The organism is Synechococcus sp. CBW1107, assembly GCF_015841355.1.
Classification (GTDB): Bacteria; Cyanobacteriota; Cyanobacteriia; order PCC-6307; family Cyanobiaceae; genus Regnicoccus_A.
Genome location: NZ_CP064908.1, coordinates 1,343,106 through 1,357,044 on the forward strand (window position 1 = coordinate 1,343,106; position 13,939 = coordinate 1,357,044).

The 13,939-nt window shown below is 66.3% G+C and carries 16 protein-coding genes; 7 read left to right on the forward strand and 9 right to left on the reverse strand.

The genetic code is table 11. From position 1 onward, the window contains the following. Positions 1–55: 55 nt before the first annotated feature. The 3 genes from I1E95_RS07010 (at position 56) to cynS (ending at position 2,224) form a co-directional block, all read left to right on the forward strand. Entirely contained in the window at positions 56–814 is a 759-nt protein-coding gene (locus I1E95_RS07010; protein WP_231594920.1) for an ABC transporter permease, read from the forward strand. Positions 815–851: 37 nt separating this feature from the next. Further along, the gene (locus tag I1E95_RS07015; RefSeq protein WP_197166528.1) at positions 852–1,700 is read left to right on the forward strand and encodes an ABC transporter ATP-binding protein; all 849 of its coding nucleotides are present in this window, start codon (positions 852–854) and stop codon (positions 1,698–1,700) included. 77 nt (positions 1,701–1,777) lie between these two features. Further along, positions 1,778–2,224, forward strand: a complete 447-nt coding sequence (gene cynS, locus I1E95_RS07020) for a cyanase (RefSeq protein WP_197166530.1) — start codon at positions 1,778–1,780, stop codon at positions 2,222–2,224. Between the two features lie 15 nt (positions 2,225–2,239). Here the strand turns inward: cynS and I1E95_RS07025 are convergent, their stop codons facing one another. The 7 genes from I1E95_RS07025 to I1E95_RS07055 all read right to left on the reverse strand — a co-directional run bounded on the left by I1E95_RS07025 (position 2,240) and on the right by I1E95_RS07055 (position 7,851). Next, on the reverse strand, positions 2,240–2,647 hold the full coding sequence (locus I1E95_RS07025) for a DUF1348 family protein (protein ID WP_370594580.1): 408 nt from the start codon (positions 2,645–2,647) through the stop codon (positions 2,240–2,242). A gap of 609 nt (positions 2,648–3,256) precedes the next feature. Then, positions 3,257–3,532, reverse strand: a complete 276-nt coding sequence (locus I1E95_RS07030) for an MSMEG_0570 family nitrogen starvation response protein (RefSeq protein ID WP_197166534.1) — start codon at positions 3,530–3,532, stop codon at positions 3,257–3,259. Between the two features lie 64 nt (positions 3,533–3,596). Next, a complete protein-coding gene (locus I1E95_RS07035) occupies positions 3,597–4,583 on the reverse strand; it encodes a sll0787 family AIR synthase-like protein (protein ID WP_197166535.1) in 987 nt (328 codons plus the stop codon). Beyond that, a complete protein-coding gene (locus I1E95_RS07040) occupies positions 4,580–5,233 on the reverse strand; it encodes an MSMEG_0567/Sll0786 family nitrogen starvation N-acetyltransferase (RefSeq protein ID WP_197166536.1) in 654 nt (217 codons plus the stop codon). The genes I1E95_RS07035 and I1E95_RS07040 overlap by 4 nt, the downstream gene beginning before the upstream one ends. 10 nt (positions 5,234–5,243) lie before the next feature. Beyond that, positions 5,244–6,368 (reverse strand): MSMEG_0568 family radical SAM protein, encoded by a 1,125-nt coding sequence (locus I1E95_RS07045; RefSeq protein ID WP_197166537.1) that lies wholly within the window; start codon positions 6,366–6,368, stop codon positions 5,244–5,246. Then, the gene (locus I1E95_RS07050) at positions 6,361–7,368 is read right to left on the reverse strand and encodes a Nit6803 family nitrilase (RefSeq protein ID WP_197166538.1); all 1,008 of its coding nucleotides are present in this window, start codon (positions 7,366–7,368) and stop codon (positions 6,361–6,363) included. The genes I1E95_RS07045 and I1E95_RS07050 overlap by 8 nt, the downstream gene beginning before the upstream one ends. Next, entirely contained in the window at positions 7,369–7,851 is a 483-nt protein-coding gene (locus I1E95_RS07055) for an MSMEG_0572/Sll0783 family nitrogen starvation response protein (protein WP_197166539.1), read from the reverse strand. 300 nt (positions 7,852–8,151) lie between these two features. Here I1E95_RS07055 and I1E95_RS07060 point away from each other — a divergent pair, with 300 nt between their 5' ends. The 4 genes from I1E95_RS07060 (at position 8,152) to glnT (ending at position 12,808) form a co-directional block, all read left to right on the forward strand. Beyond that, positions 8,152–9,492: an MSMEG_0569 family flavin-dependent oxidoreductase gene (locus I1E95_RS07060; protein ID WP_197166540.1), complete on the forward strand. Its 1,341-nt coding sequence runs from the start codon at positions 8,152–8,154 to the stop codon at positions 9,490–9,492. Continuing rightward, entirely contained in the window at positions 9,468–10,439 is a 972-nt protein-coding gene (locus I1E95_RS07065; protein WP_197166541.1) for a fatty acid desaturase, read from the forward strand. Before I1E95_RS07060 ends, I1E95_RS07065 begins: the two co-directional genes overlap by 25 nt. Next, positions 10,436–11,479, forward strand: coding sequence for an alpha/beta fold hydrolase (locus I1E95_RS07070; protein WP_197166543.1), 1,044 nt, complete (start codon positions 10,436–10,438; stop codon positions 11,477–11,479). The genes I1E95_RS07065 and I1E95_RS07070 overlap by 4 nt, the downstream gene beginning before the upstream one ends. Before the next feature lie 72 nt (positions 11,480–11,551). Further along, positions 11,552–12,808 carry a type III glutamate--ammonia ligase gene (gene glnT, locus I1E95_RS07075; RefSeq protein ID WP_197166544.1) on the forward strand — a complete coding sequence of 419 codons (1,257 nt, stop codon included), beginning with the start codon at positions 11,552–11,554 and terminating at the stop codon, positions 12,806–12,808. Here glnT and I1E95_RS07080 read toward each other — a convergent pair. Together I1E95_RS07080 and I1E95_RS07085 are read right to left on the reverse strand one after the other, a co-directional pair. Continuing rightward, entirely contained in the window at positions 12,769–13,323 is a 555-nt protein-coding gene (locus I1E95_RS07080; protein ID WP_197166545.1) for a pyridoxamine 5'-phosphate oxidase family protein, read from the reverse strand. The two genes, glnT and I1E95_RS07080, sit on opposite strands and share 40 nt — an antisense overlap. Beyond that, positions 13,323–13,919: a glutathione S-transferase family protein gene (locus tag I1E95_RS07085; RefSeq protein ID WP_197166546.1), complete on the reverse strand. Its 597-nt coding sequence runs from the start codon at positions 13,917–13,919 to the stop codon at positions 13,323–13,325. Before I1E95_RS07085 ends, I1E95_RS07080 begins: the two co-directional genes overlap by 1 nt. Positions 13,920–13,939: the final 20 nt, after the last annotated feature.

Consider the following 13,939-nt stretch of genomic DNA (forward strand, 5'->3'; position numbering starts at 1 on the left):
ACGACACATTTCCTATCCTCCTGCCTCCATGACGAAGTCGTCCCTGAGCAAACCGATGGGCCTCCTGGTTTCCATCGTCAGTGTCCTGATCGCCTTGGTCATCTGGCAGATCCTGGCCAAGCAAGGTCTGCTGGGCAAGAACTTCCCAGGCTCCCTCGAAACCCTCAAGGAACTGCAGTGGTGGCTCTCAGATCCTTTCTTCAACAATGGTCCCAATGACCTGGGGATCGGCACCAATCTGCTGATCAGTTTGCGCCGGGTGATGATCGGGTACACCTTGTCCATTCTGGTTGCCGTTCCACTCGGGTTGTTGATCGGGGTCTCCCGTCTGGCCAGCAGTTCCGCCAACCCCTTCATCCAGCTGCTCAAACCGGTTTCCCCGTTGGCCTGGCTACCGATCGGCCTTTTCGTCTTCAGAGATTCGGAACTGACGGGCATTTTCGTGATCTTCATCTCCAGCGTCTGGCCCACGCTGATCAGCACCGCTTTTGGCGTGCAAACCATCAACCCCGACTACCTTCGGGTTTCCCGTTCCCTCGGTGCCAGCCAGCTGCGCACGATCACCAAGGTCGTGCTACCGGCTGTGATGCCCAACATCCTGGCGGGCATGCGCATCTCGATGGGCATAGCCTGGCTGGTGATCGTGGCAGCAGAAATGCTGTTGGGCTCCGGCATTGGCTATTTCATCTGGAACGAGTGGAACAACCTGTCACTTCCCAACATCTTCGTCGCGATCATCGTGATTGGCCTCACCGGCATCCTGCTGGATCAACTGATCGGGGCTCTTCAAAAACGCTTTGATTATCAGGTCTGAATCCCAGCGGCCTGTCGAACCAGCCTTGTTCAACTTCATGTCAGCCACCAACGACTATCGCGAACCCCAACTCAGCATCGAGAACGTCAGCAAGATCTTCACATCCGAACCCGGACTGCTGAGATCGCTGAGCGGCCGCCGCGCCAGCGGTGGTTACATCGCCCTTGACGGCGTCAATCTCCGGATTGAAGAAAACACCTTCGTTTCCATCATCGGTCCATCGGGCTGCGGCAAATCGACCTTGCTCAACCTGATGGCCGGTCTGGATGAACCCAGCTCAGGACAGATCCTCCTTGACGGAGTTCGCATCCGGGGTCCAGGCCCCGATCGTGGGGTTGTCTTTCAGAACTATGTCTTGATGCCCTGGCTCACGGCCCTCGAAAACGTCATCTTTGCGATCGAAACCGCTCATCCCAGCACCAGCAAGGGCCAGGCCAAGGAGCAGGCACGCGAGTATCTGTCCATGGTGGATCTGGACAAGGCCATGGGCCGCTATCCCAGGGAGATGAGTGGCGGCATGAAGCAACGGGTGGCCATTGCCAGAGCCTTATCAATCAAGCCCAAGATCCTGCTGATGGATGAACCCTTCGGCGCCCTTGACGCCCTGACCCGCGGCTATCTCCAGGAGGAAGTTCTCCAGCTGTGGGAAAAGCACCGGGTCACGGTGGTCCTTGTAACCCACAGCATCGACGAAGCCCTGCTCCTCTCCGACCAGATCGTGTTGATGTCGAGCGGTCCGCGTGCCCAGATCAGCGATCTGATCGACCTACCGAGGATTCGCCCGAGGAAACGGAACATGATCGAAACCCACCCAGACTTCCTTGCCGTCAAACAGCGGCTGGAAGACCACTTGCTCAAGGAAACCAGGGCCATCGAAGAGAAGTAGCCTTCCAGCTGTCCTCCGGCCCAGCCAGCTGTTTCCGTCTCGTTTCGTTCAACCCTCCCCAACTCTTACTTTCAGCCATGAGCCCACTGACCCCTCTCAGCCACACCCTGTTGAGCGCCAAGCGCCGGAAAGGCATCAGCTTCGCCGAGCTGGAATCGCTCCTTAATCGCGATGAAGTATGGATTGCCAGCCTGCTCTACGGCCAGGCCACGGCCTCGCCGGAGGAAGCCCAGACGCTTCTGGCAGCCCTGGATCTCGATCGAAGCCTGGCCAGCGAACTCTGCACCCCTCCTGTGAAGGGCTGCCTCGACCCTGAGCTGCCCACCGATCCTCTCATCTATCGCTTCTATGAAATCATGCAGGTGTATGGCTTGCCGTTGAAAGATGTCATCCAGGAGAAATTCGGCGATGGCATCATGAGTGCCATCGATTTCACCCTGGAGGTTGATAAAGTGGAAAATCCAGCCGGCGACCGCGTCAAAGTCACCATGTGCGGCAAGTTTCTGCCTTATAAGAAGTGGTGACCTGAAACCCTCCGATCAGAGACCGAGTTCAGTGAGACCCGGGTGGTCTTGCGGCCTCGGTCCCTGCGGCCAGAGGAATTTGCGTTCCTCATCGGCAATCGGCACATCGTTGATGCTGGCCTCACGCCGCCTCATCAGACCCTGATCGCTGAACTCCCAGTTTTCGTTGCCATAGGCCCGATACCACTGGCCACTTTCATCATGCCACTCGTACTGAAAACGCACCGCAATACGGTTGTCGTGCCAGGCCCATACTTCCTTGATCAACCGATAGCCATTCTCCTTGGCCCACTTGCGCTGCAGAAACGCCACAATCTCCTGGCGTCCTCTGATGAATTCTGAGCGATTACGCCAGTAGCTGTCTTCCGTGTATGCCAGCGATACTCTGTGGGGGTCGCGGGAGTTCCAGGCATCCTCCGCCATCCTGACTTTCTGTATCGCTGTTTCTTGATTGAATGGCGGAACTGGAGGTTTTACAGTCTGATCTATCATGTTGGCTAAACTAGAAATTATATTGATGAATCCAGAGGTTTAACCGAACCTGCCGCCTCGCCGCGTATCAGGCGCTACCGAGCCAGGGGCACTCTCTGGCACAAGCGTCGATCGCAACACCAGGACGACAAGTTCCTCAGGATCTATCGTCACCCGAAGAGGAGCCTGTAACCGCCATCCTTCACGCTCTGCAGGTTCATTCAATCATGGTGAAACAACAAGCTTTTGGCTGTGGAATCCCCCTGATGCGTGAATGGACTTGTCCTGGACTGCCTGAGCAAATCACGTTGATATCCTCGACCTTGATCCTCGCCACGACGTCAGGCAAAGGGAATTGACCGACCCTCCTCTCATCGCACCGGACGATCTGAGGCTTCCGGTCAATGGCCAGGGCCATCTCCGGAGTCTCCGGGCAGCAAAACAGAACGCCATCAACAGCGCGGAAAGCGCGCATCAGGTTTGCCTTCAAAGGAGTCCCCCGGGTGGGACGCGGCGTCCGTGGCGCCCTGTCCGCCTGAAATTTGCACAGATCCCCATGGCTCATGGGGCGCTGATCCGCACCAGCTGATCGTCCGCGTAGCCCATGGCCGTCTGCAGCAGCTGGCACTCCTCCTCGTCGGCCCGGGTGCAGGCGAAGCCGTACCGCGCCCGTACCCGCTCGGAGGCCAGACGCAGGGCCTCCCTTCCCCGGCTGGCCAGCTCAGCCACCGCCAGGCTCTGGCCGGGCTGGAGGTAGTTCAGGATCACCGTGGAGGGTGAGTAAAGCACCGTGGTGCGGCCATCGGGCCACTCCACGGTCAGATGGACTTCGGGCATGGTGCCTGGGCCAGGGAGGACAGGAGCGGATCCTCCAGGACGCCGCCGACGCCGGTGGTAGGCGTCAGCACAGGGCCCCGAATCCGGTGAGTGTCTCATCTCGAGGCCAGAGCTGATGGCACTGCCCCGCCTGCCTCAGGCTGACGCCCCCGGCAACAGGCCCGAACTGACCGATGCAGCTCAGCTGCAGATCGGCGTACGGCGCCACGGCCGCCGCCAGGGCTCCGGCCCGCTCCGGACCTGCAGCCAGCAGATAGCCGTAGCTGGGAAAGCAGCACAGCCAGTCGTCCAGGCTGACCCCAGCTGGAGGGGTGATGGCATCGAGGTCGAGCTCCAGGCCGCAGCCCGCGGCTTCAGCGAACATCACGGCCGTGCCGATCAGCCCTCCCATGCTGATGTCCTTGGCCGCATGAACCGTCCCGGCTTCCGCCAGCTCCGCCATCAGGGCCAGATGGCGGCGCAGCAGCGCCGGCTCCGCCCGGGTGGCTGCATCCCAGAAGGGATAGGGGTGGTGGACATGGCCGCTGGTGTTGATCAGCAGATGGCAGTGGTCTCCCGGGCGGGCGAAACGGGCCGAGAGCACCGGACCTGCCACCACCCCCAGCACGGCCACCGAGAGGGCGTTGTAGGGACTGTGCAGGTTGGTGTGACCTCCCACCACAGGCACCTGGAACGTCTCGGAAGCCACGCGCAGGCCATCGAGGAGGAGATCGGCATGCCTGGCCTCTCCACTCCAGAGACTGTTGACCACCGCCAGGGGTCGCCCGCCCATGGCGGCGATGTCGCTGAGGTTCACCAGCACACCGCTCCAGCCCGCAAACCAGGGGTCCTGATCCACCAGATCGGGATGGAGTCCCTCGCAGGCCAGCAAGAGGGAGCCCGTGGCGGCGGGCAGGAGGGCCGCGTCATCGCCCAGGGCCGCCGCCAGGCCGAGGGCCGGGAACGGGAGATGGGGGAAATGGGCCGCGGGACGCTGGATGTCCGTCTTGCCGCGCCAGCCAGCCAGTTGTCGCAGCCGCGCGGCCAGGGCCTCCAGATCGGGCTCACTCATGCCGCCTGGCGTCGGGACCCCATGGGGGGTGCCTCCGGCCGCCGCTCACGGGAGGGGAGGTAGTAGTCGAGGTCGGCCTCCATCAGATGGTGGCTGACGCCGCGGATCTCCAGGGTCTCCACCGAACACCAGTGCAGGCGCCGGAAGAAGCGCACGTTCTGGATCTGCACCGTGGCCAGGAATCGCTTGCAGCCCCAGCCATGGGCCGTGGTGACGGCTTTCCAGATCAGACCCTTGCCGATCTGATTGTGGCGGCGGAACGCGGCAGCCACCCCCAGACGGCCGCCGTACCAGAGGCCGGGAGTGGTCTCGAGGATCCTCACCACCCCCACCACCGAGCCCGCGTTCTCTCCGCCGTGGGTCAGGGCGGCGATCGGGTAGGCGAGGTCATCGTTCGCATCGCGGTCGGTGGCCTCGAACAGGTGCTGTTCCTCGCAGAAGATGCGGCTGCGCAGGCTCCAGTAGCCCTCCAGCAGAGGTGAACCCTGGCGCAGCAGGTGAAAGGAGAACCGATCGGAGCAGGCCCCAGGAGAGAGCCGGAAATCGTCGGCGTCGACGCCGAGCCCCCAGCGAACCGAAGGCGTGTAGGCCGCCGGCGCGGAGCTGGGGCTGCGGCCGATCTCGTGGCTGGAGGGATCGATGAAGAACATCGCCGTGGGCTCAGGAAGGGCCGGCTGTGCCGGACTCGAACAGGGAGAGGGCGGAGCAGGCGCCGCACTTGGCGCACCCCGCCGTCATGGCGGTCGAAATCAGATCGGAGGCGGCCAGCAACCCACCCACCGCGGCGTAGACCTCGACCATGAAGTCGGTGCTCGGAGCGGGATGGTGCTCCAGTGGGGTTCCGGCGATCGGCACGAACGGGACCACGAAGGGATAGACGCCCAGGGCGATCAGGCGCTCGCTGCAGCTCACGATCGACTCAGCGCTGTCCCCGAGTCCGGCGAGCAGGTAGGTGGACACCTCTCCCCGGCCGAAGACGGCCACCGCCTGCTCGAAGGCCGCGAAGTAGCGCTCGAGACTGAGCTCGGCCTTGCCGGGAAGGATGCGCTGGCGCACGTCGGGCTCGACCACCTCGAGGTGCATGCCGAGGCTGTCGACGCCGGCGTCCTTCATGCGCTGGAACCAGACCGGGTCGTCGGGGGGCTCGCACTGGGCCTGGATCGGCAGGGGCACCCGCGCCTTGACGGCACGCGCCGTTTCCGCCATCAGACGGGCGCCGCGGTCGTCGGAGTTGGGGGTGCCGGTGGTCATCACCAACTGCTTCACGCCATCGAGCCGAACGGCCGCCTCCGCCACCTCGGCCACCTGCTGGGGGGTCTTGCGCGCCAGCGTGCGGCCGTCGTCGAGCGATTGCTCGATCGCGCAGAACTGGCAGGACTGGGCGCGGTCGCGGAAACGGATGCAGGTCTGCAGCAGGGTGGTGGCCAGCACATCACGGCCGTGCAGCAGCGCGATCGAGCGGTACGACGTGCCATCGGCGGTGCTCAGCCCGTAGAAGTGGGGCTCCGGCGGGGTGTCCACCAGCTGCGGGGAGCCGCTCCCATCGCGGTGGCTCAGCCAGACCTCGCCATCGTCGTGGCGCTCCAGGGCATAGGGCGAGCCCTGGGAGGCGGTGTTGTAGACGGGCACCATCACCGTGACGCCATCGACGCTGATGGCGCGGTGATCGGAGGGGCCGGCACCGCCACGACGACCGGGATTACCGCCAACAGCTGGCACCGCCACTCCATTCACCTGCAGTTCGGTGACCAGACGGCCCAGTGCTGCCGAAGGGCGCTCAGCCATGGGAGGCCACCTCCAGCGGGGGCAGCGCTGCTGCGACGAGGGACAGGTCCGCAGGGACATCAACAGGAGGCCCGGGGTGGTCCTCGATCAGACGGGCCGGGGTGCGGTCGATGCGCAGACCCAGCAGATCGGGGCGGCTGTAGTGGCCCACGCTGTCCATCATCCGCTTGCGTTTGGTGATCAGCGAGGGGTCGAGCTCGGCGATGGCCAGACCTTCGCCTTCGGGGAGCGGGCCGGCGAGATAACGGCCCTCGGGGCTGATCACTGCGGTGTGGCAGCCGCCCTGGAGGGCCTTGTGCAGTGAGGCGTCCGGCGTGATCGTGTCCAGATCGGCGGGATCCAGCCAGGCCGTGGAGCTGATCACGAAACATCCCGCCTCCAGGGCGTGGTGACGCAGGCTGACGGCCGTCTGCTCGCTGAAGATCGGCCCCACCAATGAGCCGGGGAACTGGGCGCAGTGGATCTCCTCCCCCTGGGCCATCAGGCTGAAACGCGCCAGAGGGTTGTAGTGCTCCCAGCAGGCCAGGGCACCGACCCTGCCGAGGTCGGTGGGGACCACCGTCAGGCCGGACCCGTCGCCCTGGCCCCAGACCATCCGCTCGTGGTACGTGGGGGTGATCTTGCGGCGTTTGAGCAGCACCGTGCCGGTGTCGTCGATCAGCAACTGGGCGTTGTAGAGGCTTCCGCCATCGCGCTCGTTGATGCCCAGCAGCACGTGCATCCGATGCAACCGGGCCGCGTCCGCGATCCTGTCGATCGCCGGGCCTGGCACAACCACCGCCTGCTCATAGAGCCGCAGGTGCGAGCGGCCCATCAGCACGGGAGGCTCGATGAAGGAAAAGTAGGGGTAGTACGGGAGGAAGGTTTCCGGGAACACGATCAGCTGCACCGAGGCTGCAGCCGCTTCGGCCATGGCCTCCAGCACCCGCGCCACAGACCCCTCCAGGCTGTGAAGCACCGGACGGATCTGGGCGGCTGCAACGACGATCGGCGCCTCCATTCAGAGCGTCCAGGTATCGAGAATGAAGGCACCCTCCTTGCGATGCATCAGAATGATGTCGAGCACATCGAGTGGATTGACGGGGCGAATACCTGGAATCAAGGCACCCTCGCCATGGCCATAGAGGGCCTGAAGGGCAAAACGGCAGGCATACACCTTGCCTCCCTGATCCATGAACTTCTGAAGACGGGCATTGAAATTGAGATGACCGTCGAAGGCCGCATCCCCCAGCTTGGGGAACCCCCGCTGCACCCCGAGAGTGACACCGGGCCCATAGAGCAGGATCGAGGTCTCGAAGCCCTTGTTGATCAGGCGGCTGGCCTGCAGCAGGTTCACCAGACCGATCGAGCCTTCGAAGGCCACGGTGTGAAAGGTGACCAGCGCCTTCTCGCCCGGCTCGGCCTTGACATCAGGAAAAACCTTTTCCTCGTAATCAACGAGAAAATCTCCCGCCTGATGAGCGGGATGGGTGACCTCGGGCATCGATGAAGGGCCTGGCTAAAAAGCAACAACCAAGACCCTTGCACAGCTCATGTTGCGTTCTGTGTAGCCACTGCCACAGAATCACCAGGCCACCCGCAAGAGCGGGCCGTCACCCGCGATTCGTCACGATCGCTACCGTCAATCGATTCTCGATATCAGAGGATTTTGGATCATCCCAAGGGCGAACTCGTTCAAGGACGAGTTGCTTCAAAACGCTCAGGCCAATGTCGACGACACGCGACACCGCCATCACCAGCGTGAGGACCGAACCGTGACAGCCAGGACATTCAGCACGCGCCCGTGAATCCAAGCCAGCGGACCAGCCTCGTCACCAGCTCGGGGCCTCCCCCGTCGGACTCCGCCGTCCAGCGTGTGCCGGTGGTGGTGATCGGCGCCGGCCAGGCCGGCCTGTCGGTGGCCAGCTGCCTCCAGCAGCAGGGGTTGACCCCATTGGTGCTCGAGCGGCATCGGGTCGCCCACTCCTGGCAGCACCAGCGCTGGGATTCCTTCTGCCTGGTCACTCCCAACTGGCAATGCCGACTGCCGGAGTTCCCCTACGACGGCGACGATCCCGACGGGTTCATGGGGCGTGACGCCATCGTCGATTACCTGCGCCGCTTTGCCGCTCACGCCGCCGTGCCGGTGCGGGAGGGCATGGCCGTTGAACGCCTGCAACCCCTGGACAGCGGTGGCTACCGCCTGAGCACCAGCGATGGGCTGATCGAGGCCCCCCAGGTGGTGATCGCCACCGGCGCCTACCACCGCCCCCGGCGTCACCCGCTGGCAGCCCGTCTGCCGGCCGGGCTGCTCCAGCTCGATGCCCGCGACTACCGGCGCCCCGAGCAGCTGCCCGACGGGCCCGTCCTGGTGGTGGGCAGCGGCCAGTCGGGCTGCCAGATCGCCGAAGACCTCTTCCTGGCCGGCCGTCGTGTTCACCTCAGCGTGGGTTCGGCTCCCCGTTCACCCCGCCGTTATCGCGGCAAGGACGTGGTCGACTGGCTCGATCGCATGAGCTACTACGACACCCCGATTGAGCAGCACCCGGATCCCCGCTCGGTGCGTCGCAAGACCAATCACTACCTGACGGGCCGGGATGGAGGCCGGGAGATCGATCTGCGCCGACGTGCCCTCGAAGGGATGGTCCTGCATGGCCGGCTGGAGGAGATCAGCGCCAGCGGCTTCCGCTTCGCCCCCGATCTGGCCGCCAACCTGGATGGCGCCGACGCGGTCTATCGCCGCATCCGCGCCAGCATCGACACCTACATCGAATCCAACGGTCTCGACGCCCCTGAAGAGCCCGCCTACGAACCCTGCTGGCAGCCACCTCCGCTGGATCCACCGCTGGATCTCGGCGCTGAGCCCCTGGCAGCCGTGATCTGGTGCACGGGCTATCGCTCCGACTTCCGCTGGGTGGAGGTCCCCGTCTTCGATGGCGCCGGGGAGCCGGTCCACCAGCGCGGTGTGACACCGGCTGCTGGTCTTTACTTCCTCGGGCTGCCCTGGCTGCACACCTGGGGCTCGGGCCGCTTCTGCGGCATCAGCTCCGATGCGGTCTATCTGGCCGGCCTGATCCGCCGCCAGGCCGATCGTCGCGAGGCCAACCAGGAACGGTTGGAATGCACGGCGTTGCTGGGATCCTGAGGTCCGTGACCACGAGCCAACCGGCCATCAAGACGGCCTCCGCCGAGCTGATTCCCGCGGAACCCCTGCGCCGGCTCAACCAGCGCTCCGACGCCGCCGGCTGGCGGCAGCTGGCGGGCCATGGGGCGCTGATCCTGGCCAGCGGGCTGATCTGGGGCGACGCTGGCCTGTCCTGGGCACTGCGGCTGCCGGCCCTGCTGCTGCTGGGCTGGGGCCTGGCCTTCGCGTTCTGCGCCATGCACGAATGCGGCCACCGCACCGCGTTCGCCAGCCGCCGTCTCAACGATGCCGTGGCCTGGTGGGCCGGGGTGCTGAGCTTCTACAACGCCGACTTCTACCGCCGCTACCACCAGTGGCACCACCGCCACACCCACCAGCCGGGCATGGATCCGGAGCTGGAGGATCCGCCGCCCACCAGCCGCTGGACCTACCTACTGGAGTTGAGCGGACTGCCCTGGTGGATCGGCAAGCTGCGGGGCCACGCCGCCGGCCTGCGCGGCGACTTCAGCGGTCGCCCCTACATCCCCGCCGAGGCCGCCCCGGCGCTGCGCCGCTCGATCCGGCTCCAGTTCGCTGTGTATGCCGTGCTGGTGCTGCTGTCGCTGCCGGGCGCCAACGGCTTTCTGCTCTGGCAGTGGCTCCTGCCGCTGGCCCTGGGACAGCCGCTGCTGCGCTTCGTGCTGCTGGCGGAGCACGGCGGCTGCAGCACCGCCAACGATGTCCTGCGCAACACCCGCACCACCCGCACCCTGGCGCCGCTGCGCTGGCTGATGTGGAACATGCCCTTCCACGCCGAGCACCACCTGATGGCCTCGATTCCCTTCCATGCACTGCCGGCGGCCCACGGCTGGATCGCCGGGCGCCTGAAGCACAACGATCCGGGCTACCTGGCCGTGCACCGGGCGTTCCTGGCCGATCCGTCGACGCTGGCGCTGCGAGCGGCATGAGCGTGGCCGCGGCGATCCAGGGCCGCGATGCGGTGTTTGAGCTGGGTCCGCTTGCGCTCAGCTGTGGCCGGGTGATCGCCGACGCCCGCCTGGCCTACCGGGTGTTCGGTGAACTCAACGACGCGCGCTCCAACCTGGTGCTCTACCCCAGCTCCTACGGCGCCTGGCCCGAGGACATCGACTGGGTGGTGGGCCCGATCCTCGATCCAGCCCGTTTCTGCGTGCTGGTCGTGAGCCAGTTCGGCAACGGACGCTCCAGCAGCCCCAGCACCAGCGCCATGGGGCTGGCGGAGGACGGCTGGGTGATCAGCCATGCCGACAACGTGGCGGCCCAGAAGCGCCTGATCCGCGAGGTGTTCGGCGTGGACCGCCTCGCCCTGATCTACGGCTGGTCGATGGGGGCCCAGCAGGCCTACCACTGGGGGGCCCTGGAGCCCGACGCGGTGGCGCGGATCTGCTGCCTCTGCGGCACGGCCCGCACCACTCCCCACAACCGCCTGTTCCTGCTGAGCCTGCGCCAGGCCCTCACCGCCGATCCGGCCTGGGATGGGCGGCGCTTCACGGCCCACCCAGGGCAGGGGCTGCGCACCTTCGCGCTGATCTATGCCAGCTGGGCCGCCAGCCAGGCCTTCTACCGGGAGGGGCGCCACAGGGCCCTCGGCTTCGCCGATGTGGAGGAGTACGTGGAGCGCAGCTGGCTGCCCGCCTACCGCCGCCATGATCCCCACGATCTGCTGACGATGCTCGACACCTGGCTGGCCAATGATCTCGGAGCCGCCTTGGGGGTGGCGCTGGGGGATGGCCAGCCCCTGGAGCTGGCCGCGGCCCTGGGGCGGATCACGGCCCGCACCACCGTGATCGCCGGCTCCCACGACCTCTATTTCCCACCCGACGACTGCGCCGCCGAAGCCGCTCTCATCCCCGGCGCCCGCTTCGAGGTGCTGGAGTCGGTGCTCGGACATCGGGCCGGCAATCCCCGCGACGCTCCGGCCGAGCAGGCCCTGATCCGCGCCGCCCTCGAGCGCCTGCTGATGGAGTGATCCGCCGGGCCGCCCAAGCCGCCCCGATCCGACCGACCGCGCCCCACCGTTCCGCCCGCCCCCGCTGAGCCCATGACCGACCTGGCCCGCTACGCCGCCGACCACGGACTCCGCCATTTCCTCTTCTCCTTCTCGGATCTGTTCGGGGTGCAGCGCGCCAAGCTGGTGCCGGCGAGTGCCGTGAACCAGCTGGCCCGCGATGGCGCCGGCTTCGCGGGCTTCGCCGCCTGGCTGGCGATGACCCCGGCCGATCCCGATGTGCTCGGCCTGCCCGATCCCGCCAGCCTGGCGGTGCTGCCCTGGCAGCGCAGCGTGGCCTGGGTGGCCACCGATCTGCAGGTGGAGGGCCGGCCGCTGGAGCAGTCGCCGCGCTGGGTGCTTCGCCGCCAGCTGGAGAGGGCGGCGCAGCTGGGCTACAGCTTCCGGACGGGAGTGGAGGCGGAGTTCTTCCTGTTGCAGCCGGGCGGCACGGTGATCGCCGATGGCCGCGACACCCAGAGCAAACCCTGCTACGACCAGCTGGCCCTGATGCGCCAGTTCGAGCTGATCGGCGGTCTGCTCGAAGCGATGGAGGAGCTGGGCTGGGGGCCCTACCAGGCCGATCACGAGGATGCCAACGGCCAGTTCGAGATCAACTGGACCTTCGCTGATGCCCTGGTGACCGCCGACCGCCACGCCCTCTTCCGGGTGATGGCCCAGTCGATGGCGGAGCCGCTGGGCGCTCGGGTGAGCTTCGGGCCCAAGCCCTTCCCCCAGCTCACCGGCAGCGGCGCCCACCTGCACCAGTCCCTCTGGGACGCCTCGGGCCGCAACCTCTTCCATGACCCCCGCGGCGAGCTGGGTCTCTCACGGCTGGCCTATCACTTCCTGGGGGGTCTGCTGGAGCACGCCCCGGCCCTGTGCGCCATCACCAATCCCACCGCCGAGAGCTACGCCCGCCTGGGGGGCCAGACCACCAACTCCGGCGCCACCTGGTCACCGGGCTGGATCAGCTACGGCGGCAACAACCGCAGCCACATGGTGCGGATCCCCGACGACCAGCGTCTGGAGCTGCGCCTCGCCGACAGTGCCGCCAGCCCCTACCTGCTGCCGGCGGCGGTGCTGGCCGCCGGTCTCGACGGCCTCGAGCGGGAGCTCGACCCCGGCCCCCGCAACGACGCCAACCTCTACACCGACCCGCCGGCTCCCGGCAGCGCGACTCCGCTGCCCGCCAGCCTCGAGGAGGCCCTCAGCGCCTTCGCCGCCGACACGGTGCTGCGCGAAGCCCTGGGGGAGCCCTTCTGCCAGGCCTACGAAAGCCTCCGCGCCCGCCATTCCGCCTCGCTGTAGCGGGGGGTGATGTGCTGGGGGCAGTTCCAGTCGAATGAGGCCACACGGATCAACATCACCCTCTCGATCAGGGCGGCGTCGAGGTCGGCGGGTCGCACCAGCTCCATCAGGGCAGGTTCAACGTCGGCGGCGTCAAGGCTTTCGGCCTCGCCATCGATCTTGAGCCGGCGCCTGGCGGGGTAATCCATCAGGAACAGCGCCACCCAGGGATCCTTGCTCAGATGGCCCACCGTGAGCAGCTGGCGGTTGCCGCCGAAATCGGCGAAGGCCAGGGTGTGCGCATCGAGCAGGCGCAGGAACCCCACGGGGCCGCCCCGGTGCTGGATGTAGGGGGCGCCGTCCTCGGTGAGGCTGGCGATGTAGAAGCTGTCGCGCGCGGCGATGAAGGCCGCCTCCTTCGGGCCGAGCGGATCCGGTCCCGCGTCAGCCGGCACCGGCTGAGCACGGCCGTAGGCCCGCCGCTGCTCGGCAAGCACGGCGGGGGTGAGGTGACGCTGCAGGTAGTGCTCCGCCATCAGGCCTCCATGGCGTAGAAGCCATCGAGCGCTTCGACCCGCTCCAGCCAGGCGTTGACGTACTCAAAGGGGCCCAGATCGATCTGGCCGTCGGGGGCGAGATGGATGTAGGGGTACACGGCCACATCGGCGATGGTGGGACGGCCGAGCGCCAGCCAGGGCTGGGCGGCGAGATGCCCATCCAGCAGGCGCAGCACGGCCTCCGACTTCTGCCGGGCCCGCTCGATGTTGATGCTGCTCACCCCCAGCAGGTGATGGAGGCGGGCACGTTCGGGGCCCAGCTTGATCTCACCAGCGGAGAAGGCCAGCCAGCGCACCACCTCCGCGAGGCCGACGGCGTCAAGGGGCAGCCAGGCTTCACCGCCGTAGCGCCGGGCCAGGTACACCAGGATCGCGTGGGAGTCGGCGAGGGTGACCTCCCCATCCACCAGCACCGGCACCTGGGCGGCGGGGTTGAGAGCCAGGAAGGGTTCGCGTCTGTGCTCCCCCGCCATCAGGTCGACGCGGATCCAGCGGTACTCGAGCTGAAGCAGGTGAAGCAGGAGCCGGGGGCGGTAGCTGTTGCCGGAGATCTCGTGGCCGTGGAGGCTGATCATGCTGTAGACCGAACGGTCGA

Coding starts and splice junctions, on each gene's coding strand:
- I1E95_RS07010 (WP_231594920.1), top strand. CDS start 56: ATGGGCCTCCTGGTTTCCATCGTCAGTGTCCTGATCGCCTTGGTCATC.
- I1E95_RS07015 (WP_197166528.1), top strand. CDS start 852: ATGTCAGCCACCAACGACTATCGCGAACCCCAACTCAGCATCGAGAAC.
- cynS (WP_197166530.1), top strand. CDS start 1,778: ATGAGCCCACTGACCCCTCTCAGCCACACCCTGTTGAGCGCCAAGCGC.
- I1E95_RS07025 (WP_370594580.1), bottom strand. CDS start 2,647: ATGGCGGAGGATGCCTGGAACTCCCGCGACCCCCACAGAGTATCGCTG.
- I1E95_RS07030 (WP_197166534.1), bottom strand. CDS start 3,532: ATGCCCGAAGTCCATCTGACCGTGGAGTGGCCCGATGGCCGCACCACG.
- I1E95_RS07035 (WP_197166535.1), bottom strand. CDS start 4,583: ATGAGTGAGCCCGATCTGGAGGCCCTGGCCGCGCGGCTGCGACAACTG.
- I1E95_RS07040 (WP_197166536.1), bottom strand. CDS start 5,233: ATGTTCTTCATCGATCCCTCCAGCCACGAGATCGGCCGCAGCCCCAGC.
- I1E95_RS07045 (WP_197166537.1), bottom strand. CDS start 6,368: ATGGCTGAGCGCCCTTCGGCAGCACTGGGCCGTCTGGTCACCGAACTG.
- I1E95_RS07050 (WP_197166538.1), bottom strand. CDS start 7,368: ATGGAGGCGCCGATCGTCGTTGCAGCCGCCCAGATCCGTCCGGTGCTT.
- I1E95_RS07055 (WP_197166539.1), bottom strand. CDS start 7,851: ATGCCCGAGGTCACCCATCCCGCTCATCAGGCGGGAGATTTTCTCGTT.
- I1E95_RS07065 (WP_197166541.1), top strand. CDS start 9,468: ATGCACGGCGTTGCTGGGATCCTGAGGTCCGTGACCACGAGCCAACCG.
- I1E95_RS07070 (WP_197166543.1), top strand. CDS start 10,436: ATGAGCGTGGCCGCGGCGATCCAGGGCCGCGATGCGGTGTTTGAGCTG.
- glnT (WP_197166544.1), top strand. CDS start 11,552: ATGACCGACCTGGCCCGCTACGCCGCCGACCACGGACTCCGCCATTTC.
- I1E95_RS07080 (WP_197166545.1), bottom strand. CDS start 13,323: ATGGCGGAGCACTACCTGCAGCGTCACCTCACCCCCGCCGTGCTTGCC.
- I1E95_RS07085 (WP_197166546.1), bottom strand. CDS start 13,919: ATGATCAGCCTCCACGGCCACGAGATCTCCGGCAACAGCTACCGCCCC.